The organism is Burkholderia sp. IT-111MI5, from assembly GCF_949752865.1.
GTDB classification, from domain to species: domain Bacteria; phylum Pseudomonadota; class Gammaproteobacteria; order Burkholderiales; family Burkholderiaceae; genus Burkholderia; species Burkholderia pyrrocinia_C.
Map to the genome: position 1 here is coordinate 534,022 of NZ_CATKIF010000033.1, position 25,704 is coordinate 559,725.

The 25,704-nt window shown below is 67.4% G+C and carries 29 protein-coding genes and 1 tRNA gene; 21 read left to right on the top strand and 9 right to left on the bottom strand.

Translation table 11 applies throughout. The features are described 5' to 3' along the window. Positions 1-48: 48 nt before the first annotated feature. Positions 49-1,617, top strand: coding sequence for an NfeD family protein (locus tag ACM6JT_RS24320; protein ID WP_414857466.1), 1,569 nt, complete (start codon positions 49-51; stop codon positions 1,615-1,617). After that, entirely contained in the window at positions 1,614-2,387 is a 774-nt protein-coding gene (locus ACM6JT_RS24325) for a slipin family protein (RefSeq protein WP_034180634.1), read from the top strand. The genes ACM6JT_RS24320 and ACM6JT_RS24325 overlap by 4 nt, the downstream gene beginning before the upstream one ends. Before the next feature lie 90 nt (positions 2,388-2,477). Here ACM6JT_RS24325 and ACM6JT_RS24330 read toward each other — a convergent pair whose 3' ends face one another. The 3 genes from ACM6JT_RS24330 to ACM6JT_RS24340 all read right to left on the bottom strand — a co-directional run bounded on the left by ACM6JT_RS24330 (position 2,478) and on the right by ACM6JT_RS24340 (position 4,652). After that, positions 2,478-3,755, bottom strand: a complete 1,278-nt coding sequence (locus tag ACM6JT_RS24330; RefSeq protein WP_131946291.1) for an HAD family hydrolase — start codon at positions 3,753-3,755, stop codon at positions 2,478-2,480. 346 nt (positions 3,756-4,101) lie between these two features. Next, positions 4,102-4,392: a type II toxin-antitoxin system RelE/ParE family toxin gene (locus ACM6JT_RS24335; protein WP_414857467.1), complete on the bottom strand. Its 291-nt coding sequence runs from the start codon at positions 4,390-4,392 to the stop codon at positions 4,102-4,104. Then, positions 4,380-4,652: a CopG family ribbon-helix-helix protein gene (locus ACM6JT_RS24340; RefSeq protein ID WP_034180637.1), complete on the bottom strand. Its 273-nt coding sequence runs from the start codon at positions 4,650-4,652 to the stop codon at positions 4,380-4,382. Before ACM6JT_RS24340 ends, ACM6JT_RS24335 begins: the two co-directional genes overlap by 13 nt. A 258-nt stretch (positions 4,653-4,910) precedes the next feature. Between ACM6JT_RS24340 and ACM6JT_RS24345 the strand changes: the two genes are divergently transcribed. The 5 genes from ACM6JT_RS24345 (at position 4,911) to ACM6JT_RS24365 (ending at position 9,574) form a co-directional block, all read left to right on the top strand. Next, complete coding sequence (locus ACM6JT_RS24345) at positions 4,911-5,810, top strand: M24 family metallopeptidase (RefSeq protein WP_414857468.1); 900 nt, start codon at positions 4,911-4,913, stop codon at positions 5,808-5,810. Between the two features lie 45 nt (positions 5,811-5,855). Next, complete coding sequence (locus ACM6JT_RS24350) at positions 5,856-7,643, top strand: SDR family oxidoreductase (RefSeq protein WP_414857469.1); 1,788 nt, start codon at positions 5,856-5,858, stop codon at positions 7,641-7,643. A gap of 34 nt (positions 7,644-7,677) precedes the next feature. Then, positions 7,678-8,583, top strand: a complete 906-nt coding sequence (locus tag ACM6JT_RS24355) for a metal-dependent hydrolase (RefSeq protein WP_414857470.1) — start codon at positions 7,678-7,680, stop codon at positions 8,581-8,583. Between the two features lie 78 nt (positions 8,584-8,661). Continuing rightward, a complete protein-coding gene (locus ACM6JT_RS24360) occupies positions 8,662-8,949 on the top strand; it encodes a hypothetical protein (RefSeq protein WP_105392205.1) in 288 nt (95 codons plus the stop codon). Between the two features lie 250 nt (positions 8,950-9,199). Further along, positions 9,200-9,574, top strand: coding sequence for a DUF2917 domain-containing protein (locus ACM6JT_RS24365; protein WP_105392206.1), 375 nt, complete (start codon positions 9,200-9,202; stop codon positions 9,572-9,574). Positions 9,575-9,734: 160 nt separating this feature from the next. On the opposite strand, the gene ACM6JT_RS24370 is transcribed toward ACM6JT_RS24365, so the two are convergent. Further along, the gene (locus ACM6JT_RS24370; RefSeq protein ID WP_414857471.1) at positions 9,735-10,013 is read right to left on the bottom strand and encodes a hypothetical protein; all 279 of its coding nucleotides are present in this window, start codon (positions 10,011-10,013) and stop codon (positions 9,735-9,737) included. Between the two features lie 779 nt (positions 10,014-10,792). Here ACM6JT_RS24370 and ACM6JT_RS24375 point away from each other — a divergent pair. Then, the gene (locus ACM6JT_RS24375; protein WP_034180643.1) at positions 10,793-12,094 is read left to right on the top strand and encodes an NCS2 family permease; all 1,302 of its coding nucleotides are present in this window, start codon (positions 10,793-10,795) and stop codon (positions 12,092-12,094) included. Positions 12,095-12,184: 90 nt separating this feature from the next. On the opposite strand, the gene ACM6JT_RS24380 is transcribed toward ACM6JT_RS24375, so the two are convergent. Then, positions 12,185-13,036, bottom strand: coding sequence for a LysR substrate-binding domain-containing protein (locus tag ACM6JT_RS24380; protein ID WP_034180644.1), 852 nt, complete (start codon positions 13,034-13,036; stop codon positions 12,185-12,187). 200 nt (positions 13,037-13,236) lie between these two features. Here ACM6JT_RS24380 and ACM6JT_RS24385 point away from each other — a divergent pair, with 200 nt between their 5' ends. Genes ACM6JT_RS24385 through ACM6JT_RS24395 form a run of 3 tightly spaced genes read left to right on the top strand, consistent with a single transcriptional unit; the run spans position 13,237 to position 14,983 of the window. After that, positions 13,237-13,776, top strand: a complete 540-nt coding sequence (locus tag ACM6JT_RS24385; protein ID WP_414857472.1) for a sugar ABC transporter — start codon at positions 13,237-13,239, stop codon at positions 13,774-13,776. A gap of 13 nt (positions 13,777-13,789) precedes the next feature. Continuing rightward, positions 13,790-14,116 carry a hypothetical protein gene (locus ACM6JT_RS24390; protein ID WP_105392210.1) on the top strand — a complete coding sequence of 109 codons (327 nt, stop codon included), beginning with the start codon at positions 13,790-13,792 and terminating at the stop codon, positions 14,114-14,116. Positions 14,117-14,119: 3 nt separating this feature from the next. Further along, positions 14,120-14,983 carry an MBL fold metallo-hydrolase gene (locus tag ACM6JT_RS24395; RefSeq protein WP_414857473.1) on the top strand — a complete coding sequence of 288 codons (864 nt, stop codon included), beginning with the start codon at positions 14,120-14,122 and terminating at the stop codon, positions 14,981-14,983. A gap of 152 nt (positions 14,984-15,135) precedes the next feature. On the opposite strand, the gene ACM6JT_RS24400 is transcribed toward ACM6JT_RS24395, so the two are convergent. Both ACM6JT_RS24400 and ACM6JT_RS24405 read right to left on the bottom strand, forming a co-directional pair. Then, complete coding sequence (locus ACM6JT_RS24400; protein ID WP_034180648.1) at positions 15,136-15,423, bottom strand: DUF1488 domain-containing protein; 288 nt, start codon at positions 15,421-15,423, stop codon at positions 15,136-15,138. A 239-nt stretch (positions 15,424-15,662) separates the two neighbouring features. Next, positions 15,663-15,938: a DUF2964 family protein gene (locus ACM6JT_RS24405; RefSeq protein WP_235212474.1), complete on the bottom strand. Its 276-nt coding sequence runs from the start codon at positions 15,936-15,938 to the stop codon at positions 15,663-15,665. Between the two features lie 298 nt (positions 15,939-16,236). Here ACM6JT_RS24405 and ACM6JT_RS24410 point away from each other — a divergent pair, with 298 nt between their 5' ends. The 8 genes from ACM6JT_RS24410 (at position 16,237) to ACM6JT_RS24445 (ending at position 21,633) form a co-directional block, all read left to right on the top strand. Then, positions 16,237-18,141, top strand: coding sequence for a sigma-54-dependent Fis family transcriptional regulator (locus ACM6JT_RS24410; protein WP_414857474.1), 1,905 nt, complete (start codon positions 16,237-16,239; stop codon positions 18,139-18,141). Between the two features lie 79 nt (positions 18,142-18,220). Continuing rightward, positions 18,221-18,523 carry a 2Fe-2S iron-sulfur cluster-binding protein gene (locus ACM6JT_RS24415; protein ID WP_034180650.1) on the top strand — a complete coding sequence of 101 codons (303 nt, stop codon included), beginning with the start codon at positions 18,221-18,223 and terminating at the stop codon, positions 18,521-18,523. Between the two features lie 58 nt (positions 18,524-18,581). Beyond that, positions 18,582-19,076 (top strand): SRPBCC family protein, encoded by a 495-nt coding sequence (locus ACM6JT_RS24420; RefSeq protein ID WP_034181004.1) that lies wholly within the window; start codon positions 18,582-18,584, stop codon positions 19,074-19,076. 92 nt (positions 19,077-19,168) lie between these two features. Continuing rightward, positions 19,169-19,546: a DUF2946 domain-containing protein gene (locus ACM6JT_RS24425; protein WP_414857475.1), complete on the top strand. Its 378-nt coding sequence runs from the start codon at positions 19,169-19,171 to the stop codon at positions 19,544-19,546. 256 nt (positions 19,547-19,802) lie between these two features. After that, positions 19,803-20,168 (top strand): copper homeostasis periplasmic binding protein CopC, encoded by a 366-nt coding sequence (copC, locus tag ACM6JT_RS24430; protein WP_175747217.1) that lies wholly within the window; start codon positions 19,803-19,805, stop codon positions 20,166-20,168. Between the two features lie 83 nt (positions 20,169-20,251). Further along, positions 20,252-20,698 (top strand): copper chaperone PCu(A)C, encoded by a 447-nt coding sequence (locus ACM6JT_RS24435; protein ID WP_034180653.1) that lies wholly within the window; start codon positions 20,252-20,254, stop codon positions 20,696-20,698. 39 nt (positions 20,699-20,737) lie between these two features. Then, positions 20,738-20,911 carry a hypothetical protein gene (locus ACM6JT_RS24440; RefSeq protein ID WP_165948044.1) on the top strand — a complete coding sequence of 58 codons (174 nt, stop codon included), beginning with the start codon at positions 20,738-20,740 and terminating at the stop codon, positions 20,909-20,911. A 92-nt stretch (positions 20,912-21,003) separates the two neighbouring features. Next, positions 21,004-21,633: a LysE family translocator gene (locus ACM6JT_RS24445; RefSeq protein ID WP_414857476.1), complete on the top strand. Its 630-nt coding sequence runs from the start codon at positions 21,004-21,006 to the stop codon at positions 21,631-21,633. A gap of 32 nt (positions 21,634-21,665) precedes the next feature. Here the strand turns inward: ACM6JT_RS24445 and ACM6JT_RS24450 are convergent, their stop codons facing one another. Further along, positions 21,666-22,991, bottom strand: coding sequence for a leucine-rich repeat-containing protein kinase family protein (locus ACM6JT_RS24450; RefSeq protein WP_105392217.1), 1,326 nt, complete (start codon positions 22,989-22,991; stop codon positions 21,666-21,668). A gap of 146 nt (positions 22,992-23,137) precedes the next feature. Here ACM6JT_RS24450 and ACM6JT_RS24455 point away from each other — a divergent pair. Further along, positions 23,138-23,222, top strand: a tRNA-Leu gene (locus ACM6JT_RS24455). Positions 23,223-23,393: 171 nt separating this feature from the next. Here ACM6JT_RS24455 and ACM6JT_RS24460 read toward each other — a convergent pair. Then, positions 23,394-24,266, bottom strand: coding sequence for a LysR family transcriptional regulator (locus tag ACM6JT_RS24460; protein WP_034180660.1), 873 nt, complete (start codon positions 24,264-24,266; stop codon positions 23,394-23,396). A 139-nt stretch (positions 24,267-24,405) separates the two neighbouring features. Between ACM6JT_RS24460 and ACM6JT_RS24465 the strand changes: the two genes are divergently transcribed. After that, the gene (locus ACM6JT_RS24465) at positions 24,406-25,647 is read left to right on the top strand and encodes an MFS transporter (protein ID WP_414857477.1); all 1,242 of its coding nucleotides are present in this window, start codon (positions 24,406-24,408) and stop codon (positions 25,645-25,647) included. Positions 25,648-25,704: the final 57 nt, after the last annotated feature.

The window sequence follows — 25,704 nt, forward strand, 5'->3', positions numbered from 1 at the left end:
TTTCCGCGAGCCGGACGGCGTGCGCATGTGCACCGCCCGGACGCCCCGATGCGCCTCCACCGTCACGGGCCGCCGCCGGCGCCTGCCGCGCCAGACGGCCGCCCCCTTCACCCGCTGCCCGCGCGGGTCGCGCGCGCCGCGCTGTTCGCGGCGCTGCTCGTCGTATGTGCGGCCGTCGCCGCAGCGCCGCCCGCCGCGGCACCCGCAGCCGTGCGCCCGGTCGTCGTGATCCCCATCAACGGCGCGATCGGGCCGGCCAGCGCCGACTTCATCGTTCGCTCGCTCGATCGCGCCGCGCACGAGCACGCGCCGCTCGCGATCCTGCAGCTCGACACGCCCGGCGGCCTCGACACGTCGATGCGGCAGATCATCAAGGCCATCCTCGGCTCGCCGGTGCCGGTCGCCGCGTTCGTCGCGCCGGGCGGCGCGCGGGCCGCGAGCGCGGGCACCTACATCGTCTATGCGAGCCACTTCGCGGCGATGGCGCCCGGCACCAATCTCGGCGCGGCGTCGCCCGTGCAGTTCGGCATCGGCGGCGGCGCGCCGGCGCCGGGCACCAACCCCGCTGCGCCGCGAGCGCCGCCGGCCGGGACGCCGGGTGCATCGGGAGCCTCGGGCACGTTGCCGGTCGCGCTGCCGACCGACACGCAATCGACCGAAATCCGCAAGGCGATGCAGGACTCCGCCGCCTACATCCGCGGCCTCGCGCAGTTGCGCGGGCGCAATGCCGAATGGGCCGAGCGCGCGGTGCGCGAGGCCGTCAGCCTGTCGGCGACCGAGGCGCGCGCGCAGCACGTCGTCGACCTGATCGCGCAGGATCCGGCCGACCTCGCGCGCCAGCTCGACGGCCACAGCGCGACGACCACCGCCGGCACGCTGCGGCTCGCGACCGCGCATGCGCCGCTCGTCGTGGTCCTACCCGACTGGCGCAGCCGCTTCCTGTCGATCATCACCGATCCGAATGTCGCGCTGATCCTGCTGACGATCGGCATCTACGGCCTGTTCTTCGAATTCGCGAACCCCGGCTTCGTGCTGCCGGGCGTCGCCGGCACGATCTGCCTGCTGATCGGGCTGTTCGCGATGCAGTTGCTGCCGATCAGCTATGCGGGTCTCGGCCTCGTGCTGCTCGGTCTCGGCTGCCTGGTGGCCGAAGCGTTCCTGCCGACCTTCGGCGTGCTCGGTTTCGGCGGAATCGTGTCGTTCACGATCGGCGCGCTGATGCTGATCGATACCGAAGTGCCCGGCTACGGGATTCCGTGGCCCGTGATCGCGAGCCTCGCGCTCGGCGGCGGGCTGCTCGTCGCGGGCGTGTCGAGCGTTGCGCTGAGCGCACGGCGGCGGCCGGTCGTGACGGGCGCCGAGGCGATGGTCGGCAGCATCGGCGAAGTGCTCGACGACGGCCTGTGCGCCGACCAGCCGTACGGCGCGGCCGGCCCCGCGCCATCGGCCGCGGGCTGGGCGCGCGTGCATGGCGAGCGCTGGCGCGTCGCGAGCAGCGTGCCGCTCGCCGCGGGCTGCCGCGTGCGCGTCACCGGCCGCCAGGGATTGCTGCTCACCGTCTCACCGCTCTACGACGTGCCGGTTCAGGAACAACAACACCACGGAGAACCAACATGATGGGCTACACCTTCGGCTTCAGCAGCGTCCTGATCGTCTTCGTCGTGGTGCTCGTCGCGTCGTCGATCCGCATCTTCCGCGAGTACGAGCGCGGCGTGGTGTTCATGCTCGGCCGGTTCTGGAAAGTGAAGGGCCCGGGGCTCGTGCTGATCATCCCGATCGTCCAGCAGGTCGTGCGGATCGACCTGCGCACCGTCGTGTTCGACGTGCCGCCGCAAGACGTGATCACGCGCGACAACGTGTCGGTGAAGGTGAATGCAGTGGTGTATTTCCGCGTCGTCGATCCGGAGAAGGCCGTGATCCAGGTCGCGCGCTTCTTCGACGCGACGAGCCAGCTCTCGCAGACGACGCTGCGCTCGGTGCTCGGCAAGCACGAGCTCGATGCGCTGCTGGCCGAGCGCGAGCAGTTGAACGCCGACATCCAGAAGACGCTCGACGCGCAGACCGATGCGTGGGGGATCAAGGTATCGACGGTCGAGATCAAGCACGTCGACCTGAACGAGACGATGGTGCGCGCGATCGCGCGGCAGGCCGAGGCCGAGCGCGAGCGGCGCGCGAAGGTGATTCATGCGGAAGGCGAATTGCAGGCGTCCGAGAAGCTGCTGCAGGCCGCGCAGCGGCTCGCGCAGGAGCCGCAGGCGATGCAGCTGCGCTATCTGCAGACGCTGACGACGATCGCGGCGGACAAGAACTCGACGATCGTGTTTCCGCTGCCGGTCGATTTTCTGGGGGCGATGCTGGAGCGGCTGGGCAAGCCGCACGAGCGCTGACACGCGCGTTTCCCGGCCCGCGCGACGCGGCCGTCGATCCCGCCGGACGCAGGGCCGCGACGGCCCGGCGCCCGGCGTACGGTGCATACGTCAGGCCAGCAGCTTGCGCTCGGTCTTGCCGTACTTGATCGACTTCTCGTCCGGGATCATCAGGCCCGTGTGCTCGTCGCGGCCCTGCAGCAGGAAGCGTGCGTCCGGCTTGCCGATCTGCTCGGCCGCGAGCTTGCTGTCCGCGCCGATCTCGCCCTTCTTCATCCGGTTGACGATCACGCCGGCCGCGGTGTCCTTGAAGTCGCGCAGCATCCACGCGTCGCCGTCGCTATCGCCGAACACCAGCAGCGGGCCGTAGCCCTTCTTCGATTCGAGCACGTTGCGGATGCCCACTGTCTTGCCCGGGCCATAGTTGAAGTGCCAGCCGTCCGGGTAGTGGCTGACGTACTTGCCGTCGCGCATGTCGAGACGCAGGCCGATCACGTTCTCCGGCGGCACGCCGTAGCCGTAGTTCGGGTGGCCGGCGAACACGCGCACGACATCGTCGATCGATGCGGTGCTCACGTACACGTCGATGCCGTTCGCGCGCAGCGTATGCATCACCGCGCGGATCTCCTCGTGAATGCGGATACCGTGGAAATGCGTCGCGGCGACGACGCCCGCCTTGCCCGGCAGCGTCTTCGGGCTTTCATACTTCACCTTGCGCAGCGCGTCGCCGATGCCGTAGTTGTTCGACGCTTGCGCCATCGCCTGCAGCTCGGCGGTCGTCATGTTCTTGTAGAAGTAGATGATCCACTTGTAGCCGATCTCGAGCGGATGCGTATCGCAGATCGCGTCGTACATGTAGTACAGCTTCGCGCGGAAATCCTTGAACTGATCGGTCTCGCGAATCTCGTCGAGGCTCTTGCTGCCGCCGAAGCCCTGGTAGTTCGCGTAGAGCCAGCGATAGTCGGATTCGACGTCGGCGGCGAGGTCCTCCATCGTCACCGGCTTGCCGTCCACCGTCGTGTAGTCCTTCGCGAACGCGCCCTTCGGCACGTCCTTCCACATCACGTCGACGAATTCGTCCGGCGTCAGCTTGTACTGCAGATGGTTGATCTGGTACATCAGCAACGCCTCTTCGCAGTCGTTCATGATGCACGTGTTGTCCCAGTCGAACACCGCGTACGGGCGGCGCTTTGCGTCGTAGCGCGCGCTCGCGACGCCGTGCCGGTCGAGCACCGCCTGCAGGCGCGCGGCATTGAACGGCGACCAGCGGCCCGGGTCCAGCGCATCCGGCGCGGTGGCGCTCTTCGCGTCGGCCGTGCCGGCCTTGAGCAGCAGCGACGTCGCGGCGGTCGCCGCGGCAAGGGTATTCATGAACTTGCGGCGTTGCATGGTCTCTCTCTCCGTGGGGTGTCGAATCGGTTTCGGTCGCTATCCCGCGCGGCGCACCGGCGGCTCATCGACGCAGCGAAGCCGGGACGGCTCCGAACTGGGGGCGGATGATGTGACGAAATTATTTCGACAATATGACGGCGTCTCGCCAAGACGCGACGGGGAATTGATCCGGTGCGACCTGCCGGGTCGTCACGACGCGGCTGCACGCGCCGCCATCCGGGTCGGCGCCGGGACTGCTCGTGCCGGCCTCCGGACGACGCCCCCTCGGTCGGAGGCCGGGCCGCCAATCGTGCAACGGGCCGATGCACGATTTCGTCGGGGTGAGTCGATTCGGAACCCGCGTTCAGTACCCTGCTTCGCGCTGATGCCGTATCGCGAGAATCGCGACGCCTTCATCGTCGACCCGGTATATCACCACATATCCGCTATCGCCGAAATCGATCGGCCATTCGCGAAACACGGTGTCGAGTTCGTCGACCGGGCGCCCGAGTCGAGGCTGTCGAACGAGCACATTGACGCCGGCGCGAATCGCCTTGATCGCGCGACGCGCGGCGGCCGGATCCTGATCGGCGAGAAAACGATGAAGACGGACAATCGCTTGCTGGGCGGGTCGAGTCCAGATCAGTCGTGACACTCGGGCGGCTCCGCTGCTTCACCGGCCTCGAGCTTCTCGAGGTATGCGTCCATTTCCTCATGCGTCGCATGCAGGCCCGTCGACTGATAGTCTTCCCATGCCTGCATCGCTTCCTGCCTGAATGATTCGCGCTTTTCCTCGCGCTCCACATACTGGGCGATGGCCTCGCGCATGATCCAGTGCGGCGTGCGGCGGCGCTGCTCGGCCAGATGACGCACGCGATCCTGAAGGGTCGGATCGAGTTTGATCGAAGTTGCCATGATGACGAGTATCCAGAGGTATTACCTTTGAATAGTTTAGGCTCGTCCCCGCTCGAAAAGCAAATCCCGGCACGCTAGAGCGCCCCCTCCATTTCCCTCATTCATTAGGACAATTCCTCATCCCAGGGAGCTGGCGAGCGTCACGGAACCGTCTATGATGATTACATTGTTCAATGGAACATTAAATGCTGACTGAATAACCCGCGACTGCGATGCCGGCGGGCGCGTTCGAGATCAGCGACCCTCTGGAGACGCATCATGGCCGACCACCACCCGCTGCCGGAAGTCCACCTCGCCGAGCTGCCGCAATTCCGCGCGGTCCAGCAGCTTGCCTACCGCTGCGTCGAAACCGTCGGTGCGATGCTCTACCCCGGCATCACCGAAAAGGAGGCCGCGCGCCTGCTGACCGAATGGCTGCAGGACAACGGCGTGCACGACTGGCTGCACAAGCCGTTCGCGTGGTTCGGCGACCGCACCGCGTTCGAGGGCTTCTCGGGCCTCAAGCACATGGGCGGCTTCAATCTCGCGTTCTTCCCGAGCAACCGGCAGCTCGAAACCGACATGCCGGTGATCCTCGACGTCGCGCCCGTGCTCGACGGCATCGTGGCCGACGTCGGCTACGCGCACTGCCTCGGCGAGAACCCGATCCTCGAACAGTTGCAGGACGACCTGATGGACCATCGCGACATGATCGTGCGGCTCGTGAAGGCGCGCCGATCGATGGCCGAGGTCGCGCAGGAAGTCGACGCGCTGTGCCGCCGCCAGGGCGTCGAGCCGCGCCACAAGGCCTATCCGTTCAAGGTGCTCGCGCATCGCGTCGCGAAGATCCACAAGCTGTCGAAGCCGCGCTTCGTCGCGCGTTTCGGGCTGAACGCAACGCGCAACCTGCTGCTCGACCAGGGCCGCGCCGCGAAGCAGCAGGGCTGGTCGCCGCTGTGGTCGATCGACCGCCGCTCCGAGCATGCGCCCGTGCCGGGCCTGTGGGCCGTCGAGCCGCACCTCGGCTTCGCCGGCGTCGGCGCGAAATTCGAAGAGCTGCTCGTGATCACCGACGACGACGCGTACTGGCTCGACGACGACCTGCCGCACGTGCGCCGCTGGCAGCGCCGCCAGGCCGAACGCGCGCAGGCCGCCGCGACCGTGCCGGCCGCCGCCTGACGCACCCGCGCCTTTCCTCCCGAATCCCTGAACGACGGACTCACGATGCAGCCTCTTTCCGACGAAGCGCCGCTGGCCCTGTTCGAATCGGTTCATAACGAGACGGCGGTCGCCTCGGGTGACCTGACGCTCGCGGTCAAGACCTGGGGCGACCCGGCCCGTTCGCCGGTCGTGCTCGTGCACGGTTATCCCGACGACAGCAGCGTCTGGCGGCACGTCGCGCCGCTGCTCGCGTGCAAGCACTACGTGATCGCTTACGACGTGCGCGGCGCAGGACTGTCCGGCGTGCCGAAGCGCACGGCCGACTACCACCTCGCGAAGCTGACCGACGACTTCGTCGCGGTGATCGATGCGCTCTGCCCCGGCCGCGCGGTACACCTGATCGCGCACGACTGGGGCTCGATCCAGGGCTGGGAATTCGTCACCGATCCGCGCCTTTCCGGCCGCATCGCGTCGTACACGTCGTGCTCGGGGCCGTGCCTCGACCACGTCGGCTTCTGGCTGCGCGAACGCGTGCTGCGCCCCACGCCCGCGTCGCTGGCCAAGCTGGGCGGCCAGCTCGTGCGGTCGTGGTACGTGTACCTGTTCCACCTGCCGTTCATCCCCGAGCTCGGCTGGCGGCTGTGGCTCGGCCGCGCATGGCCGCGCCTGCTGCGCCGCCTCGAAAAGACGCCCGCCGCGCCGCGCGCGACGCAGGCCGACGACGGCGCGCACGGCGTGCGCCTCTATCGCGCGAACTTCATCCGCTGCCTGTTCGCGCCGCGCGAACGCTACGCGCATGCGCCCGTGCAGACGATCGTGCCGCTCGGCGACAAGTACGTGAGCCCCGCGCTGTCCGAGAACCTGTCGCGCTGGGTACCGCAGTACTACCGGCGCGAGGTTGCGGCCGGCCACTGGCTGCCGCTCGCCGATCCCGCGCGCTTCGCGGATCTCGCCGGGCAACTGATCGACGCGGTCGAATCGGGCCACGAACCGCCCGCGCTCGCGAATGCACGCCGCCGCGCAACGAGCGGGCGCTTCAGCGGCAAGGTCGCAGTCGTCACCGGCGCGGGCAGCGGCATCGGCCGCTGCGCGGCGCTCGCGTTCGCCCGCGAAGGCGCGACGGTCGTCGCCTGCGACATCGATATCGCGAGCGCCGAGCGCACCGCGCTGCTGATCGGGCTGACCGGCGCGCAGGCGCACGCGAAGCGCGTCGACGTCGGGTCCGCCGACGAGATGGAAGCGCTCGCGGCATGGGTCGGCAGCGAACTCGGCGGCGCGGACGTCGTGATCAACAACGCGGGCATCGGCATGGCCGGCGGCATCCTCGACACGAGCACGCGGCACTGGGAGCGCATCCTGCACGTGAACCTGTGGGGCGTGATCCACGGCTCGCGGCTGTTCGCGCAGCAGATGGCCGCGCGCGGCACCGGCGGCCACATCGTCAACACCGCGTCGGCCGCCGCGTTCGGGCCGTCGCGCGACCTGCCCGCGTATGCGACGACCAAGGCCGCCGTGCTGATGCTCAGCGAATGCATGCGCGCGGAACTCGCGGAAAAGGGCATCGGCGTGACGGCCGTGTGCCCCGGCTTCGCGGAAACCGGAATCATGGCGTCCACGCAATACGCGGGCGCCAACGCGCAGGACGAAGCGCGGCTGCGCAAGCGCGCGACGAAGCTGTACCAGATGCGCGGCCTGAAACCCGAGACCGTCGCGCAGGCGATGGTCGACGGCGTGCTGCGCAACCGCCCCGTCGTCGCGGTCGGCGGCGAGGCGCACGCGATGCGCCTGGTCGGCCGCTTCATGCCGTGGCTCGGCCGGATGATCGCCCGCGTCAGCATGGCATCGCATTGACGGCGCATGACGCCGCACAGGGAGACAGACACAAATGACCGCTACCGCCGACTACCACAAGATCAAGGCCCGGCACGTGAAGTTCGACTTCAGCGACACGCCGATCACCTGGGTGCCGAACGATCCGGGCAGCACCCACATCATCAACACGCTGAACCTGCTGTTCCCGGAAGGCGAGCTGTGGTTCTGCCGCGTGTACAACAAGGCGCTGCCGCTGATCACCGATGCACGCCTGCGCGACGAGGCCGAAGGCTTCCTGCGGCAGGAAGCCGTGCACTCGCGCTCGCACGGCGGCGTACTCAAGCACTATTACGACCGGCACGGGATCGACACGAAGCCGTTCACGCAGAAGCTCAACCGGCTGTTCACGCGCGCGCTCGGCGAACAGCCGCTCGGGCTGAAGATCGGCCATACGCGTTTCTGGCTGCGGCAGCAGCTCGCGGTGATCGCGTCGCTCGAGCATTTCTTCGGCTATCTCGGCAACTGGGTGCTCAACGCGCACGCGCTCGACGAAGGCAAGGCAGACCCGACGATGGTCGACCTGCTGCGCTGGCACGGCGCGGAGGAAGTCGAGCACCGCACCGTCGCGTTCGACATCTACCGGCACCTGGGCGGCACCTATCCGGAGCGCTGCGTGCACATGGCGTTCGTGATCCTGCTGCTGCTCTACTACATCACGACCGGCGCGAAGTTCATGTACAGACGCGACCCGGCGGCCGGCCGCTACCCGGGCTTCGTGCTCGCGTGGTGGCAGGGCTCGCGGCGCGGGCACCTGCCGTCGTTCTGGAAGGTGATCGGCGCGGCGCTGCGCTATTTCAAGCCGGGCTATACGCCGCATCACGAAGGCTCGACCGAGCAGGCGCTCGAATACCTCGCGCGCTCGCCGGCCGCGCAGGCGGCCGCGCACGGCGGCAACTGGCGCACCACGAAGGGCGCGTAACCGGGTTTCCGGCGGGCGCGGCGGGCGGCGCCCGCCGAAATGCGTACAATCGCGGCTTCATTTCCCGGAGGTGCCGCGATGGCCATGAAGAAAACCGATCTCGAAAAGAACAAGGCGCTCAAGCTGACGCACGCGATGAAGCAGTCGGGCGCCGCCCGTTTCGGCAAGGGCGCCGAAGACGCGGCAAAGCTCGACCGCCGCGCGCAGCGCAAGCTCGACCAGGAACAAGGGCTCGTGCCGTTTGCGTGCAAGCTCAACGCCGAGCTCGTCGAGCAGCTGAAGGCGCGCGCGGCCACGCATCCCGAAGGGATGACGGGCCTGCTGTCCGAACTGCTCGTGAACGGTCTCGCGCAACGCGACGCGTAACCGCCACGCCTCTCGAAAATGTCGTTGACAGCGCCGCGCTGCCACGACACACTCGTTCGCATGCCTACGTTCAAGCTCATCGCCATCGCGAATCATTGCCCGGTGAACATTCGAAAGAATGGATCACGGGAGGCGCTTGTGCGTTAGCAATCGAGCAGTACCGCATGTCACACAAGGCCTCGCCGGAAACGGATGAGGCCTTTTTGTTCTGGTGCGCGTCATCCGTCCGGCTCACTGAATGGAGAAGACGATGGACCAGGCAAGCCAGCTGTTTGACCGTCCCGACCGGCGCCGCGCCGGCACGATCGCATTACCGACCGTCGTGATCCGTTTCGCGGTCGCGCCGCGCACGACGATGACCTGGCGCGCGCCGCAAGACGCGGAAATCCGCGCACACGGCGCGGCGCTGTGGATCACGCGCCCGCCGAGCGTCGACGACTACTGGGTGCAGCCCGGCGACGTGCTGCGCATCGCACGCGGCGACCGCATCTGGCTCAGCACCGATGCCGACCGATCGGCCGAAGCGTCGATCACGACCGCCTACGTGCGGCGCGGCGAGCGCTTCAGACGCACGCTCGCGCAAGTGCAACGTTTGCTCGTCGGGGTATGGAGAAGGAGTGGATGATTGACGCGCCGTCACGCACGCGAGACGCGGAACGGCCGCGACCGGAAACAGACGCACCTGCGGCGCTAACCGCCGCAGGTGCGCATCGAATGACGCGGCACGCCAATGCGTGCCGCGAGCGATCGCGCGCCGTGCGCAGCTATCGGATGCAGCAGGTGCATCAGGTGCTGGCGGCGAGACGCGGGCCCGTGCTTCGGGGAGCTGAATCGAGCTCGGGGCGTAGCGCAGCCTGCGAGGTCACCCACGGATCGATGCCCTGCTTCTGCACCTCTTCGAGGAATGACACACGTGTACGCCAGTAATCCGCCTGTAATTTCGCATCGATGACGCGCTGTTCCGCAGTGAACAGTTCCATGCGCGCCGTCACGAGCATCGACGCAGCGGTTTTTTCCGGCGTGGGGGCGTGTCGCATCGCCCAACGGCTGATCCAGTTCAACATGCTGACCTCCGTGATTACGGACGAACCCGCATCGGGCAATCGCAATCGGCCGTGCCTGCCCAAACGCGCAACGGCCTTGACCGCCATTCACCGCCTGGCCTGCACGGACTGCGACTCCCCCGCGTCGGCAATTACCGGCCGGCGTGTGCATGCGCGGTGTATCTATCCTAGAAAGACTTGCCGGTTTATGCGATGGGGTCTTGCAATCTTTTACACAGAAACCACAGTCGCCCACGCATCGCGAAATGACAGTTGCGGGCGGGACGGCTTCGGCGCAGGATAGCTCGTTATCTGCGACTGCCCGGACTGACGAATGGCTGCTGCACGCCGCTGCGCTCTCGCATCGGCCATGCACGCGCGTCCGCGCGCACGTCATCGTGCACGTCATGCCTGCACCGTATTCGTGCAGCATGCGTGCGCTCCGTTTCAGTCGAATGTCATCGCGTGCCGGCCGCGCGCAATGTGGCCGACGTGCCGTTGCGCATGCATCGGCCGGCCCCCGCCTGTTCGTCACGCTCCCGTTTTTACCCTTTCCGCCTGCCCGTTCCGCCCGAACCGGTAAAATGCGCGCCTTCGTCGCGCGGCCGGGCTGCCAGACCGTTCGCGCGCAGGCAGTCGATCGTGCCCTCCAACTATATCGTCCGAGCTATCCGCGCTATTACAATCCGCCGATAGCCGGGCAATAGTGGCTGGTTACATTAAGCCGGCCGCTGCCTTTACGCCTCTACAACAATTCGGCACAACAAGCAACACGACAACCCGACCGGAGAAACGCCCTAATGGAATCCATCAAGCGGTATTTCGGCTTCGCTGAAGCCGGCACCGACTTCCGCACCGAAATACTCGCGGGCGTCACCACGTTCCTGACGATGGCCTACATCATCTTCGTCAACCCCGCGATCCTCGGCGACGCCGGCATGCCGAAGGAATCCGTGTTCGTCGCGACCTGCCTCGTCGCGGCGCTGGCTTCGATCATCATGGGGCTGTATGCGAACTACCCGATCGCATGTGCGCCGGGCATGGGCCTGAACGCGTATTTCGCGTACACGGTCGTCAAGGGCATGGGCTTCACGTGGCAGGCCGCGCTCGGCGCGGTGTTCATCTCCGGCTGCCTGTTCCTGCTCGTCACGCTGTTCCGCGTGCGCGAGGCGATCGTCAACGGCATTCCGAAATCGCTGCGGATCTCGATCACCGCCGGCATCGGCCTGTTCCTCGGCATCATCTCGCTGAAGACGTCGGGCGTGATCGTCGGCAGCCCGGCCACGCTCGTCACGCTCGGCGACCTGCACAAGCACGACACGATCCTCGCGATCGTCGGCTTCTTCACGATCGTCACGCTCGACCATCTGCGCGTGCGCGGCGCGATCCTGATCGGCATCATCGGCGTCACGATCCTGTCGTTCTTCTTCGGCGACAACCAGTTCCACGGCGTGTTTTCCGCACCGCCGTCGATCGACGCGACGCTGTTCAAGCTCGACATCGGCGCCGCGCTGTCGACCGGCATCATCAACGTGATCCTGGTGTTCTTCCTCGTCGAGCTGTTCGACGCGACCGGCACGCTGATGGGTGTCGCGAACCGCGCGGGCCTGCTCGTCGAAGGCAAGATGAACCGCCTGAACAAGGCGCTGCTCGCCGACAGCACGGCGATCGTCGCGGGCTCGGTGCTCGGCACGTCGTCGACCACCGCGTATATCGAGAGCGCATCGGGCGTGCAGGCCGGCGGCCGCACGGGCATGACGGCGATCACCGTCGCGGTGCTGTTCCTCGCGTGCCTGTTCATCGCGCCGCTCGCCGGTGTCGTGCCGGGCTATGCGACGGCTCCTGCGCTGCTGTACGTGTCGTGCCTGATGCTGCGCGAGATGGTCGACGTGCCCTGGGACGACGCGACGGAAGCCGTGCCGGCCGCGCTGACCGCGCTGCTGATGCCGTTCACGTACTCGATCGCGAACGGCGTCGCGTTCGGCTTCATCGCATACGGCGGCCTCAAGCTGCTGACGGGCCAGGCCCGCTCGGTCAAGCCGATCGTGTGGATCATCGCGGCCGTGTTCCTGTTCCGCTACTTCTATCTCGGCAGCGAATGACGGATGCGCTTCGGCGCGATGCTCAATGAGAAACGCCACCTTCGGGTGGCGTTTTTGTTTGCGAATGCGCTCGGCGCGGACGACGCCGCGTCATGTACCCGCCTCCCCCAGCACCCAGCGCGCAAAGGTCTGCAGCGGCCCGTCGCCAAGATCCAGCGCTTCGGGCAGCACGAGACAGAAGCGCTTGACCACGCCCCGACCGTCCGGCCAGGGCGCGGCGAGCAACCCTTGCGTAATCTCGGTATCGACATACAGCCGCGGCACCAGCGCAACGCCGAGCCCGGCCTGGGCCGCCGCGATCAGCATCGAGTAAAGATCGTAGCGCGCGCCGGCGGCCGGATTGCTCACCGGCAACCCCGTCTCCTGCACGTACGCCGACCACGCGTCGGGCGTCTGGCGCTTGTGAAGGCGCGGCAGCGTGCCCAGCAACGCGTCCGGATGCCCGCCCGCGAGCAGCGACGGGTGGCAGACCGGCACCAGCACCTCCTCGCATAGCCGGTACGTATGCATGCCGGCCCAGGCAGGATGCTCGAAGTGAATCGCTGCGTCGAATCCGCTGCCGGCCAGCACGAACGGATCCGCGCGATCCGCGAAATGCACCGTGATGTTCGGATGCTGCGCCTGGAACCGCTTGAGCCGCGGAATCAGCCAGCGCGTCGCAAACGTCGGCGTCACGGCGATATCGACGCTGCCGCCGTCGCCGGGCTGCCCCATCATGTACTGGCTGTCGCGCTCGAGCCGGTCCAGCACTTCGCGAACCTGCGCCGCATAGCGCGCGCCGTTCGGTGCAACCCGAACGCGGTTGCCGACACGCTCGAACAGCGCCACGCCGAGAAACGTCTCCAGCCGGCCGATCTGCCTGCTGATCGCCCCTTCCGTCAACGCCAGTTCGTCGGCGGCGCGCGCGAAGCTGCCGTGCCGCGCCGCGGCCTCGAATGCCATCAATGCCGAATTGCTCGGAATCCTGCGTCGCGTCACGATTGCTCCCGGTCCGACGGTCGTCGGTCAAAGCTTGATCAAATATCAATGAATGGTGACGAATTGTCGTTTTTCGCCACTACGACGCCTGATTATCATGACAAAAACTCAACCAGTCGAGCGGCGATCAATCCCGAAGGCCGCTTGCTCCCCGTGGAGGCGTGATGATCTATGCCGTTGAATGCAGCTTCGCCGACCGTGCCACCGAAGCCGAGTGGAACGATTTCTACAGCCGGATCAAACTTCCGGCGCTGATCTCCGTATCCGGCTTCCACACGTCGCAACGCTTTCGCGCCCTCGGCGGCGACGGCCCCGTCTACCTCGCGCTTCACACGATCGACAGCCCCGACGTGCTGACGTCGGCCGAGTATCGCGACAAGGGCGGCGGCAATTTCGCGCGCTGGCAGCCGCATATCGTCGAGTGGAGACGCAACGTGTACGACGGCGCAGCACCCGCGCCGACCGTGTCCGGCCATCAGTGGCTGGCCGTGTGCGACGACGCGGCCCCATTCGCGCGAGCCGGCATCGCAGCCAGCGCGATTCATGCGATCGCGCTGGACCGCCAGCCGGCCCATCGCTGGCTGGCCGTCCTGACGCACGATCAGGCGCGGCTCGCGTCCGAGCCGTCCGACACCGCGATCCGGCTCTACGCGCCGATGGGCGACCAGCTCCTCGGCGCGCCGGTGTCGGCGGCCGCACGCTGACGGGAGCCCTGTCATGCCCAGCGTCACGATTTTCATCCCCGAGGCGAGCATGCCGTCGAACGCCGCACTCGACGCGCTCTCATCGGCCTGCGCGACCCTCTGCACCGACGTGTTGCGGGCCGCACCCGGCACGGTCCATGTCGTTCATGTCCCGGTCAGGCACGGCTGCGGACATCCCGTCAGCGCGGAGATCCGCTATCGCCTCGAATCATTTCGCACCACTGAGTTAATGGACCGATTCATGACCGAGCTGGATCGCGAAATTCTCCGCCACACCGGATTCGTCGCACGCATCCGCTGCTTCGGCTACGACACGATCCACCTTCACGCCCGACATTGATCCATGAGCGAACCACTTCCCTGCTTCCCGTTCCCGTGCCGCCGGATCGGCGATTTCTCGGTCACCGCGATAAGCGACGGCACGCTGACGGCCGGCCTCGACTTGCTTTCGAACATCGCGCTCGACGACGCGACCGGCATCATGCACCGGGCAGGCATCCACACGCCGTCCAGCGTGAACATCAACTGTTACGTGATACGCGGGAACGGCCGCACCGTGCTTGTCGATGCCGGCGCCGGCGGCATCCGGAACTGGGGCGGCCACCTGATTCCGTCGCTGTCGCGAGCCGGCATCGATACGCGCGACATCGACACGATCCTGCTGACGCACGCGCATCCCGACCACATCGGCGGCCTGCTCGACGCGAGCGGGCAGCCGGCCTTTCCGGATGCGGAGGTGGTCATTCACGAACGGGAACGCGCGTTCTGGCTGGACGATGAATCGTACGATCGCGCGAACGAGCGGGCTCGCGTCAACTTCCGGATCGCGCGGCACACTTTCGACGTCTATCGGGCGAAGCTGCGCACCATCGAAGCAGGCGACGTGCTGCCCGGCATCGTAGCCGTGCCGCTGCCGGGGCATACGCCCGGCCACACAGGCTACCGCGTCGAATCGCGTGGCGAGCGCCTGCTGATCTGGGGCGATCTCGTGCATTTCGCGCCGATTCAGGTGGCTCGCCCGGACGTCTCGATCGCGTTCGATCACGATCCGTCGCAGGCGTTTGCGACGCGCGCGGCAACACTCGCCGAGGCCGCTTCGGACAACCTGCTGATTGCGGGAATGCACCTCGCCGAAGCCGGCTTCGCACGCATCGCGCGAACGAACGGCGAAACAGGTGGCGCGTATGCGCTCACCGGGGCGGACTGAGCGAAACGGAACAACGGGCACGCCATCGCGCCGCACGACGATCGGATCGGCCGCGCATCAGGCGGCGTCAGCGTGCGGTCGAACGAGCATGCGCCGATACGACACGGGCGCCGGTATTCGGCGCCCGCTCAGTCGCTGTCCGGTCGTCCGGCTCAGCGCCAGTTCGCCTCGTAGAAGCGCACATAACCGCTGCGCAGCGTCACGCATTGCGCGCGCGTCTCCGACAGCAGGCGCCGTGCGGCCGCCTCGATGCGATCGCGGTGCTGGTCGAATGCGCCGACCATGTCCTCGAAGCGCGGCGATGCCGCGCCGAAGTGGTCTTCCAGCGCCTCGGCAGTGATCTGGCATTGGACGCGCTCGCCATTGACCAGCGCCGTGAACCCAAGCATCAGGTCGCGCCCCGAATATTCAGGCTTCTCGTTCGTGAAATGGATCTGCATGAAGCCGCCTCGACCGGTAGAACACGAATGACCGCGTCCGTCGTCCGCTACCGGCCGGACGAAATCTACGCGGGCTCGCCAGCGGAAGCACCGTCCGCGGGGTATGGCGCGGACAATGCCTGCTGGTTGCTTTCCACTTTAGACGGTTTCGCGCAGGAGACAAATTTTCCGGCATGCGTCGTTCCGACGCGCATTTCATCAGATCAGCGCGGCATCCGGCACCGTTTCGGAAACGGGCATCAGTGCGGATCGGTGGGCCAGACGTTGAGCGCGATCGCGGCCGTCGTGACGCCCACCGCAATCGCGGCCGCCCCGTATCGCACCGCATCGGTCAGATCGAACAGCAACCCGTGGATCGCCACGGCTATGCCGCCCAGCATGATGAAGGTGGCGATGGCCGCCAGCACGACTCTCAGTTCCGTCCGAACCATGATGCGTCTCCCGAACGGATGCATGTCGCGTCGCATGCATGTTGCGATGCGGAACACGGCGCGTGCGTGTTCCATTTCCATCATTGCATGCGGCCATTTAAAAGCAAGTGGATTTTGTTCGCGGTCGCATATCGCACGTGGCGCTTGTATGATGATGCGTACCCGGATGGTCGGCCTTCGTGCCCGATGGTGCGCCGCAAGCGAAACGTGGATTCCGCAGAGGGTTTCGGCGATATGGCTTCGGCAAGTACCGCGGCACGGGATTGGCCGATCGAGGAGCATGGGGCCCGAGTAAGCGCTGAAGCGCTGACCGAGGCCGACCGCGAAGCATGGGACCAGAGTAAGCGCTGAAGCGCCAACTCTGGTCGACAGGAGACAAGTCATGCCGCAACCCTTCGTGCTGCCCGCCACCGCGGGTCGCACCGACCTGCTCGCGCAGGCGCATGCGCGTTCGACCGCGGTCGGCCTGCGCGCGCACGAGCGCCCCGATTTCTCGGCGCTGTCGCACACCGCGCTGCGCGAACTGCTCGATACGAATCACGCACTGTTCTCGCACGCCCGCCCGGTGATGGAGAACCTCCACGCGCAAATCGCCGACACGCAAAGCCTCGTGCTGCTGACCGACGCCGACGGCGTGATCCTGCACAGCATCGGCGACGCGGACTTCATCGAGAAAGCCAACCGCGTCGCGCTGTGCACCGGCGTGTCGTGGGCCGAAGGCGCGCGCGGCACCAACGCGATCGGCACCGCGCTCGCATCGGGCCAGGCCGTCGCGGTGCACGGCGCCGAACACTTCCTGCGCGCCAATCACATCCTCACCTGCTCGTGCGCGCCGATCTTCGATCCGTTCGGCCGCACGCTCGGCACGCTCGACGTCAGCGGCGACCCGCGCGGCTCGAGCCCGCATACGCTCGCGCTCGTGCGAATGTCCGCGCAGCTGATCGAAAACCACCTGTTCGCGAACCAGTGTGCGGAAGCGTTGCGGCTGCGCTTTCACGCGCACGAGGATTGCGTCGACTCGCTGTTCGCGGGGCTCGTCGCGTTCGGCCCCGACGGCGGGCTGATCGCCGCGAACCGCAGCGCACAATTCCAGCTCGGCGCACCGTTCGATGCATTGCAGCACCAAGGCTGCGACGCGCTGTTCGGCATGCGCTTCGGCCAGCTCGCGCAGCAGGCGGCGCGCGCGCCCGGCGCGACGTTCCGCCTCACGCTGTCGACCGGCGTACGCGTACTCGCGCGCTGCGAATTCGCGGAAGCGCAGCGCGCGACCGTCGCCGTCACGCCGCCCGCACCGGCCGCGCGCGTGCGCGCACCGGACCCCGACGCGATCACGTTCGCGACGCTCGACACCGGCGACGCGCGCATGGCTGCCGTGCTCGAACGCGTCGCGAAGATCCGCGGGCGCGACCTGCCGCTGCTGATCCTCGGCCAGACCGGCACCGGCAAGGAATGGCTCGCCCGCGCGCTGCACCAGGCCTCGCCGCGCGCGGACGGCCCGTTCGTCGCGGTCAACTGCGCGGCACTGCCCGATTCGCTGATCGAGGCCGAACTGTTCGGCTATGAGGACGGCGCGTTCACGGGCGCGCGCAAGCGCGGCAGCCCCGGCAAGATCGCGCAGGCCGACGGCGGCACGCTGTTTCTCGACGAGATCGGCGACATGCCGCTCGCGCAGCAGGTCAGGCTGATGCGCGTGCTGCAGGAACGCGCGGTGATGCCGCTCGGCGGCGCGCGCGCGGTGCCGGTCGACGTGCGCGTGGTCTGCGCGACCCATCGCGACCTGCGCGCGATGATCGCCGAAGGCACGTTCCGCGAAGACCTGTTCTACCGGATCAACGGGCTCGCGGTCACGCTGCCGGCGCTCGCCGCGCGTACCGACCTGCCCGCGCTCGTCGACCGGATTCTCGCGCGGCTCGCCCGCAGCGAGCCGATGCCGCGCCGCATCGCGGCCGACGTGCTCGACGCGTTCACGCGCCACCGCTGGCCCGGCAACCTGCGGCAGATGACCAACGTGCTGCGCACGGCCGGCATGCTCGCCGAAGACGAAGCCGAAATCACGCTCGCGCATTTGCCCGACGATTTCTGGCTCGACTGCGACGATGCGACGCCGGCACCCGCTGCGGCGGCCGCGACCGCACCGGCCGACCCGCGCGAAGGAACGACGCTGCAAAGCCATCAGGCCGCGGTGATCGACGCGGTGCTCGCGCGGCACGGCGGCAACGTGTCGGCGGCTGCGCGCGAGCTCGGCCTCGCGCGCAATACCGTGTACCGGTACCTGCGCCGGCACTGATGCCCGCGGCCGGCGGGCGCCGGCCGCAGGCGGCTTCGGGTATGCTTGGCGCGTTGCCCGACCGCCGCCCGCTTCAGCCATGACCACCCCGGAACACCCTCCTCTCGTGCGCATCGAGCCGCTCGGCACGACCTTCGATGCGCCCGACTCGCTGACGCTGCTCGAGGCCGCCGCATTCGCGCGCGTGTCGCTGCCGCGCTCGTGCCGCAACGGCACGTGCCGAAGCTGCCTTTGCCGGATCGTCAGCGGCAGCGTACGCTATACGATCGAATGGCCGGGGTTGAGCCGCGAGGAAAAGGCCGACGGCTATACGCTGCCGTGCGTGGCCGTCGCGACGTCCGACCTCGTGCTCGACGTGCCCGACGCGGTCATGCTCGACTAGACGCGGCGCACGGTCGCGCGCGCCGTCCTGCAACGGTTGATCCTGCATGGAGAACGTGATGACCCAGCAAACCGATCGCATCGAAAAGCAGACCCTGCTCGCGGCATCGCCCGACCGCGCCTGGGAAGCCGTCAGCAATTCCGGGGAATTCGGCCACTGGTTCGGCGTCACGTTCGACGGGCCGTTCGCGGCCGACCAGCCGCTGTTCGGCCGCATCACGCCGACGCGCGTCGACGACGACATCGCCAAGGCACAGGAGCCCTATGCCGGCACTGTGTTCGAAATCGTCGTCGACCGCATCGAGCCGAAGCAACTGTTCTCGTTTCGCTGGCATCCGTTCGCGATCGATCCGAACTTCGATTACACGTCCGAGCCGATGACGCTCGTCACGTTCACGCTTGCCCCACAGGCCGGCGGCACACTGCTGACGGTCACCGAAACGGGTTTCGACCAGTTGATCGAAGCGCGTCGCGCGAAGGCGCGCGAGATGAACGATCAGGGCTGGGCCGCGCAGATGATGCTGATCACGAAATATCTGGCGAAGCACGCATAACGCGCCGCGATGCCGCACGCCCCTGCCGACATGCGGATCGACGTGCGTGGCATAATCCGCTCCATCCTCGCCCATACGCCGCCGCGCATCGCATGCTGAGTCGTCGTCTCCGGAAGATCGGCAGTCTGATCGGGATGCTCACCATCCTGATGACGGCGCTCGCGCCGACGATCTCGCAGGCGCTGACGACGCAAGGCCGCGTCGATGCGCTGCTGGCCGGCTACTGCACGGCCGCGCCGACCACCGGCGACCGCTCCGCCGATTCGTCGTCGAAGAGCCTGCAGGCTCACCTCCAGGCATGCGGCTACTGCAGCCTGCTTGCCCATACGCCCGCACTGCCCGCACCCGAACTGACGTTCGCGGCCAACGTGCGCGTCATCCAGCACCGCGAAGCGACCCGCTTCGACAGCCTGCGCCGCGCGCTGCCGCTCACGGCCGCGCAGCCGCGCGCCCCTCCGCTCGCGTCCTGAACCGTCGTCGTCACGCGTGATGCCGTAGCGCATCGCGCGGTCCGCGCACGCCACCGGCGTGCGTGACGTGTCACGTTTCGAAGGACGATCATGCGTCACCGTGTAGCGCGCGGCGTCGTGCCGTGCGTGCGGTCGGCCGCTTCCGGTGCGTACTGTCGCGCCGACCGCAGCCGGCATCGGTGCCGCTGCGATCCCGCTCGCGCATCCGTCCGTCGAATCCGTGTGTCCATCCGATTCGCCACTCGCACAACCAGCCATGAAAACCACCCCTTTCGTTCGCGGCGCACTCGCCGCACTCGGCTTCGTCGTCATCCAGGCCGCCCAGGCCCACGCGCTCCCGAAGACGCAGGAACCGGCCGCCGGCGCCACGCTTTCGAGCGCGCCGCACGCGGTGACGATCGATTTCAGCGAAGCGCTCGAGCCGTCCTTCAGCTCGATCGCCGTCACCGACAGCCACGGGCAGTCGGTCGCCGACGGGAAATCGGCCGTCGACGCCGGCAACCGGAAACGGATGCACGTCGCGCTGGCCAGCCTGACGGCCGGCACGTATACGGTCGCGTGGATCGCCGTAGCCAGCGACGGCCATCGCACGAAAGGCCGCTACACGTTCACGCTGAAGTGATGCACGCGATGCGCTTCGGCATGACGCGCCGATCGTATTGCCGTCGATGCCCCATGCAGCACATCCGATAAGGAGAACAAACGATGAAACGCACGATTCCGACCGGCCTGCTCTTCGCGCTGCTGGCGCTGCAAGCCCCCGCCACGTTCGCCGCACCGGTCGTGCAGGCCGACAACTGCTGGATCCGCGCGATGCCGGCGACGGTGCCGTCGTCCGGTTACTTCACGCTGAAGAACGACGGCGATGCGCCCGCCAGCCTGACAGGCATCGACACCCCCGCGTACGGGATGGCGATGGTGCATGAAACGCAGACGAACGGCAGCACCGCGAAGATGGTTCATGTCGACGCGGTCGTGGTGCCCGCGCACGGCACCGTGACGTTCAAGCCGAAGAGCTATCACGTGATGCTCGAGCAACCGCGCCAGCCCGTCGCGCCCGGCGCGAAGGTGCCGTTCCGGCTGCATTTCGCGGACGGCTCGACGGTGTCCGTGACCTGCGACGCGAAGGCGCCGTCGTATACCGGCCAGTAATCAGTAACGTTGCATGCGCAACTACCGATGGAGACGAACATGAAGAACCGCCTGCCGCTGGCCGACCTGATCGTCCGCTACCGGACGCCGCTGAATGTCGCCGTGCTGATCGCCTGCGGGTTATGGGCCGCGTGGATCGCGTGGATGACGCGGCCCGCCGCGATCGATACGCCGCCGTCGATCCCCGCGTACTGCATGCGCGACGCGCGCTGACGCACCGCGCCGGTTCCGGCGGGTGCCTGCGCCATTTTGGCGTGGCATCATCGCTTCACCCCTCCCGCCGGAACCGCCTCTCGGAGCGACGCATGTCCATTCAGACCTGGATGCTGTTTGCCGCAGCCTATCTCGCCACGACGCTGTCGCCGGGGCCCAACGTGCTGCTCGTCATCCGCAACACGGTGCGCTACGGCACGCACGGCACCGCCGCGACGATCGCCGGCAACCTCGTCGCGCAGGGCGTGGTCGTGCTGCTGGTCGCGCTCGGCGTCGGCGCGGTGCTCGCCGCGATGCCGCCGCTGTTCGTCGCGATGAAGGTCGTCGGCGCCGCGTACCTGATGGTGCTGGGCGTCCGGCAACTGCGCGCCGACCGCAAGGCCGCCGGGTCGACCGGCGCAGCGGAGAGCGCCGTGCCCGACCGCGCGAAGCTGTTCCGCGAAGCGCTGTTCGTGTCGGGCAGCAATCCGAAGACGATGATCTTCCTGTCGGCGTTCATGCCGCAGTTCATCGTGCACGACCGCCCGCTCGCGCTGCAGTTCGTCGTGATGTACACGACGATCGCGTGCACCGTCGTGGTCGTTCACAGCGTCTATTCGGCCGGCGTGCGCCGGTTCCATCGCGGCTTCGGCATGAGCCGCGCGGTGCGCGCGCTCAAGCGCGCCAGCGGGCTGCTGTTCGTCGGGCTCGGGATCAAGCTGCTGACTGCACGGCAGGTTTAACAAGCGCACGCACGGCGGGCAGCCCCTCCCCGTCAGACCTTCCACGCGGCCAGCGCATCGACGATCCCGTCGAACGATGGCCGGGTGTCGATGTCCTCGCTCACACAAGCCGCAGCGAGCGCTGCCAGGTCACTCGCCCCGCTCCATGGGCGCGGCGCGCAATGCGCGAGCAGTTCGCCGAGCAGATGGCCGAACGCACGGACCTCCAGCCGTTCGAGCCGGGTGCCATGCCGTGCATCGCTCGTGTCGTAGAACGATGCCGCACCGAAGTCGCCCAGCAGCGCGCCGCCCTCGCCGTCGTGCAGGATGTTGTGCGCATACAGGTCGCCGTGCATGATGCCGCGCGCGTGCAGATGGCGTGCGGCCGACGCGATGCCGTGTGCGATCCGCACGGCCTCTTCCGGCTCGAATCGCGCGTCGGCCGCATACACGTCGCGCGTGCAGGTTGCGAAGCTCGGCGGCCCGGCCAGGTTCGCGAGCGCCGGATCGACCAGTTCCATCACGAGGCCGTGCGTGCCGTCCGGATGACCGCGCACCTTGCCGATCACCGGGATCACGTTCGGGTGGCGGCCGGCGTGCAGGCACGCGGCCATTTCACAGTCGGGCAGCCCGTCGCTCGTCACCGCGCCCTTGAACAGCTTGACCGCGACCGCGCGCGGCGCATGACCGTCCGCACGCCATTGCGCGCGGTAAATGACGCCCGACGCGCCTTCGCCCAGCTTCTGCTCGCACGAGAGCGACGCCCAGTCAACGTCCGCGACCTCCGGCCCGGCCGACGCCGCGGCTTCCGGCGCGGCGCTGAACGGATTGCCTGAGTATGCGAGCCACGCAAGGCGCGGCAGGCGCGGCAACCAGTCGGGCAGTTCGTCCAGCCGGTTCGCCGACAGGCGCACCAGTTCGAGCGCACGGCATGCGGCCATTTCGGCAGGCAGCGCGCGCAGCCGGTTGCCCGCGAGCATCAGCTTCTGCAATCGCGAGCAGCCGCCGATCTCGGCGGGCAGTGCATCGATTTCGTTGTCGGTGAGGATCAGCCAGCGCAGCGCGCGCGGCAGCGATCCGTGCGGCACCGTGCGAATCCGGTTCGCCTTGAAGCCGATCATGTCGAGCTGCGCACACGCGCCGAGCACCTCGGGGAAGGCGGTGAAGCGGTTGCCCGACGCGAACAGGATGCGCAGGCGGTGCAGCCGCGACAGGTCGTCGGGCAGCGCGGCGAGCGCATTGCCGGACAGGTCGAGCACTTCGAGCGTGTCGGCCAGATCGAAAATCTCGCGCGGAAATTCGGTCAGCCCGCACGCGAGCTTGAGTTGCCGGGCGCCCGACAGTTGTCCGGCCTGCAGTTGTTCGAGAGTGGTGGTCACTGGGAGAAAACGGGTTGCGGTTGCGATGATCGTCGGACCGATCGCCCGAATTCTACCGGGATCGCTTTCGCGCACACCGCAACCGTGTCATACCCCCTTCACAAACGCGCAATGTGACGCTAGAATTGCGCCCCTTGCAGTGCAGTGCCGACGTGGTGAAATTGGTAGACACGCTATCTTGAGGGGGTAGTGGCGAAAGCTGTGCGAGTTCGAGTCTCGCCGTCGGCACCAGATGATGCGGTTTCTCCGCGTTTCGAGCATTTTCAAAAACCCGCGACAGCGCATGGCCTCGCGGGTTTTTTGTTTTTATCGCACTCGACGACACGATGCCGATGCAAGCCCGGCGCGCACCGGGAAATTCAACGCGGGACGGATCTGCCCCAAGCACCTCGGCGCACCCCGCTACGCCAGCAACAGAAAATTGCGAACGACCGCCGACGGCTCGTCGCATCGCGACGCAATGGCCAGCCTTGCACGCAGCGCATTACCCGCGAACGGTCGATAGACGACCCCGGCGACCTGCACCTGCGTAATCGCCTTCGGCACGACCGACACGCCCAGTCCGGCCGCGACCAGCGTCACCGCGGACGCGATCTGCGGCGCGGGTTGCGCCATCCGCGGCTCGAATCCTGCGGCATTGCATGCGGCGACGATATCGTCGAACAGCGCGCTGCCGGCTTCCCGCGGCACTTGCACGAACGACTCGTCGGCCAGCTCGGCCAGATCGATGCGCCGACGCTGCGCCAACCGATGCGCGACGGGCAGCGCGACATACATCGGCTCCTCGTCCCAGTCGGTCACCCGCAACGTCGCGGCGACACGGCGTTCCGGCCGCACGATCGCGACGTCGAGGCGCCCGGCATCCAGCTCGTCCAGCAAGACGCCCGAGGTCGCTTCCTGCAACGTCAGCTCCGCATCCGGAAACGCCTCCCGAAAGCGGCGAATCAGATCCGACACTTTCGAATTGAACGCCGCCGTCCCGGTGAAGCCGACCCGCAGGTGGCCGGTTTCCCCGCGCGCAGCCCGCCTTGCCGCCCGTGCCGCACGCTCGGCATCGTCGAGCACGCGGCGCGCCTCTTCCGCGAAGACCTCGCCCGCCAGCGTCAGCTCGGCGCCGCGCGCGGTCCGCTTGAACAGCTCCACACCGAGTTCGCTCTCGAGCGCCTTGATCTGCTGGCTCAACGGCGGCTGCCCGATGCCGAGCGTTTCGGCAGCCTTGGTGAAATTCGACGTGGCCGCCACGGCCAGAAAGTATCGGAGATGCCTGAGTTCCATTCGCTACGTGACCTCGCGGTGAGCCGGGCTGGCTCGTCAGCCAGTGGTTAAACATATCGCTACGGTTTCTTTCATATATTGGACATATACATGACGGTGCGCAAGAATTCAGGCATTCCAACGCACATCGAGTGCACCCATGTCCTCCCCCTCGATTTCCCGATCCATGCCCGGAACGCAGAACGCCGCGCCCGATGCGCTACCTGCCGGCGTTTCCCCGCGCTCGGCCGCGTACAAGCGCATCGCGCTGGCGCTCTTCCTCGCCGGCTTTTCCACCTTCTCGCTGCTGTACTGCGTCCAGCCGCTGCTTCCCGCGTTCGCACGGGAGTTCGGGCTGGGCGCGGCATCGAGTTCGCTGTCGTTGTCGCTGTCGACCGGGATGCTGGCGGTCTCGATTTTGTGCGCCGGCGCACTGTCCGAACGCGTCGGACGACGCGGGCTGATGTTCGCGTCGATGACGTTGGCCGCACTGTTCAATGTGCTCGCCGCGCTGTCGCCCAACTGGAACCTGCTGCTGGTCTGGCGTGCGCTCGAAGGTTTCGCGCTGGGCGGCGTCCCGGCGGTCGCGATGGCCTATCTCGCCGAAGAAATCGCGTCCGACGGGCTCGGTTTCTCGATGGGGCTCTATGTCGGCGGCACCGCGTTCGGCGGCATGGTCGGCCGGATCGGCATGAGCGCACTGGAAGAGCACTTCTCGTGGCGGACGGCGATGCTGACGATCGGCATCGTCGATCTCGTCGCGGCAGTTGCCTTCGTGATGCTGCTGCCGCAATCGCGACGCTTCGTGAAGCGCACCGATCTGACGCTGCGCCACCATTTGGGGCTGTGGAACGCGCAACTGCGTCACGCGCGGCTGCCGTTCGTGTTCGCGATCGGCTTCCTGGTGATGGGCGCGTTCGTGACGATCTACAACTACGCAGGGTTCCGGCTCACCGCGGCCCCCTTCAACCTGAGTTCGACCGAGTGCGGCCTGATCTTCGGCGCCTACCTGTTCGGGATGGTGTCTTCATCGAGCGCAGGCGCGCTCGCCGACCGCCTCGGACGAGCACCGGTTTTGGTCAGCGGCATTCTCGTATTCGCGGCGGGCCTCGCGCTGACGCTGTCGCATTCGCTCGCCGCGATCGTCGTCGGCATCGTGCTCGTCACGATCGGCTTCTTCGTCGCCCATGCGGTCGCGAGCGGCTGGGTCGGCCAGCTCGCGGGATCCGCGAAGGGGCACGCCGCATCGCTGTACCTGCTTGCGTACTATCTCGGGTCGAGCGTGCTCGGTTCGGTCGGCGGGTCGTTCTGGCAACACGGCGCGTGGGCGAGCGTCGCCGCGTATGTCGCGGTGCTGCTCGCGCTCGGGTTGCTGGCTGCACGGCGATTGGCACGCGCGTAAAGGACGTTGCGGGCGCGGCGGGCACTGCAATGTGCGGGCAGTTGTCGGACCCGCGTC

Coding starts and splice junctions, on each gene's coding strand:
- ACM6JT_RS24330 (WP_131946291.1), bottom strand. CDS start 3,755: ATGCAACGCCGCAAGTTCATGAATACCCTTGCCGCGGCGACCGCCGCG.
- ACM6JT_RS24375 (WP_034180643.1), top strand. CDS start 10,793: ATGGAATCCATCAAGCGGTATTTCGGCTTCGCTGAAGCCGGCACCGAC.
- ACM6JT_RS24385 (WP_414857472.1), top strand. CDS start 13,237: ATGATCTATGCCGTTGAATGCAGCTTCGCCGACCGTGCCACCGAAGCC.
- ACM6JT_RS24435 (WP_034180653.1), top strand. CDS start 20,252: ATGAAACGCACGATTCCGACCGGCCTGCTCTTCGCGCTGCTGGCGCTG.
- ACM6JT_RS24345 (WP_414857468.1), top strand. CDS start 4,911: ATGGCCGACCACCACCCGCTGCCGGAAGTCCACCTCGCCGAGCTGCCG.
- ACM6JT_RS24405 (WP_235212474.1), bottom strand. CDS start 15,938: ATGATGGAAATGGAACACGCACGCGCCGTGTTCCGCATCGCAACATGC.
- ACM6JT_RS24425 (WP_414857475.1), top strand. CDS start 19,169: ATGCTGAGTCGTCGTCTCCGGAAGATCGGCAGTCTGATCGGGATGCTC.
- ACM6JT_RS24360 (WP_105392205.1), top strand. CDS start 8,662: ATGGCCATGAAGAAAACCGATCTCGAAAAGAACAAGGCGCTCAAGCTG.
- copC (WP_175747217.1), top strand. CDS start 19,803: ATGAAAACCACCCCTTTCGTTCGCGGCGCACTCGCCGCACTCGGCTTC.
- ACM6JT_RS24410 (WP_414857474.1), top strand. CDS start 16,237: ATGCCGCAACCCTTCGTGCTGCCCGCCACCGCGGGTCGCACCGACCTG.
- ACM6JT_RS24460 (WP_034180660.1), bottom strand. CDS start 24,266: ATGGAACTCAGGCATCTCCGATACTTTCTGGCCGTGGCGGCCACGTCG.
- ACM6JT_RS24465 (WP_414857477.1), top strand. CDS start 24,406: ATGTCCTCCCCCTCGATTTCCCGATCCATGCCCGGAACGCAGAACGCC.
- ACM6JT_RS24445 (WP_414857476.1), top strand. CDS start 21,004: ATGTCCATTCAGACCTGGATGCTGTTTGCCGCAGCCTATCTCGCCACG.
- ACM6JT_RS24340 (WP_034180637.1), bottom strand. CDS start 4,652: ATGGCAACTTCGATCAAACTCGATCCGACCCTTCAGGATCGCGTGCGT.
- ACM6JT_RS24415 (WP_034180650.1), top strand. CDS start 18,221: ATGACCACCCCGGAACACCCTCCTCTCGTGCGCATCGAGCCGCTCGGC.
- ACM6JT_RS24320 (WP_414857466.1), top strand. CDS start 49: ATGCGCCTCCACCGTCACGGGCCGCCGCCGGCGCCTGCCGCGCCAGAC.
- ACM6JT_RS24380 (WP_034180644.1), bottom strand. CDS start 13,036: ATGGCATTCGAGGCCGCGGCGCGGCACGGCAGCTTCGCGCGCGCCGCC.
- ACM6JT_RS24370 (WP_414857471.1), bottom strand. CDS start 10,013: ATGTTGAACTGGATCAGCCGTTGGGCGATGCGACACGCCCCCACGCCG.
- ACM6JT_RS24420 (WP_034181004.1), top strand. CDS start 18,582: ATGACCCAGCAAACCGATCGCATCGAAAAGCAGACCCTGCTCGCGGCA.
- ACM6JT_RS24355 (WP_414857470.1), top strand. CDS start 7,678: ATGACCGCTACCGCCGACTACCACAAGATCAAGGCCCGGCACGTGAAG.
- ACM6JT_RS24390 (WP_105392210.1), top strand. CDS start 13,790: ATGCCCAGCGTCACGATTTTCATCCCCGAGGCGAGCATGCCGTCGAAC.
- ACM6JT_RS24440 (WP_165948044.1), top strand. CDS start 20,738: ATGAAGAACCGCCTGCCGCTGGCCGACCTGATCGTCCGCTACCGGACG.
- ACM6JT_RS24350 (WP_414857469.1), top strand. CDS start 5,856: ATGCAGCCTCTTTCCGACGAAGCGCCGCTGGCCCTGTTCGAATCGGTT.
- ACM6JT_RS24325 (WP_034180634.1), top strand. CDS start 1,614: ATGATGGGCTACACCTTCGGCTTCAGCAGCGTCCTGATCGTCTTCGTC.
- ACM6JT_RS24365 (WP_105392206.1), top strand. CDS start 9,200: ATGGACCAGGCAAGCCAGCTGTTTGACCGTCCCGACCGGCGCCGCGCC.
- ACM6JT_RS24395 (WP_414857473.1), top strand. CDS start 14,120: ATGAGCGAACCACTTCCCTGCTTCCCGTTCCCGTGCCGCCGGATCGGC.
- ACM6JT_RS24400 (WP_034180648.1), bottom strand. CDS start 15,423: ATGCAGATCCATTTCACGAACGAGAAGCCTGAATATTCGGGGCGCGAC.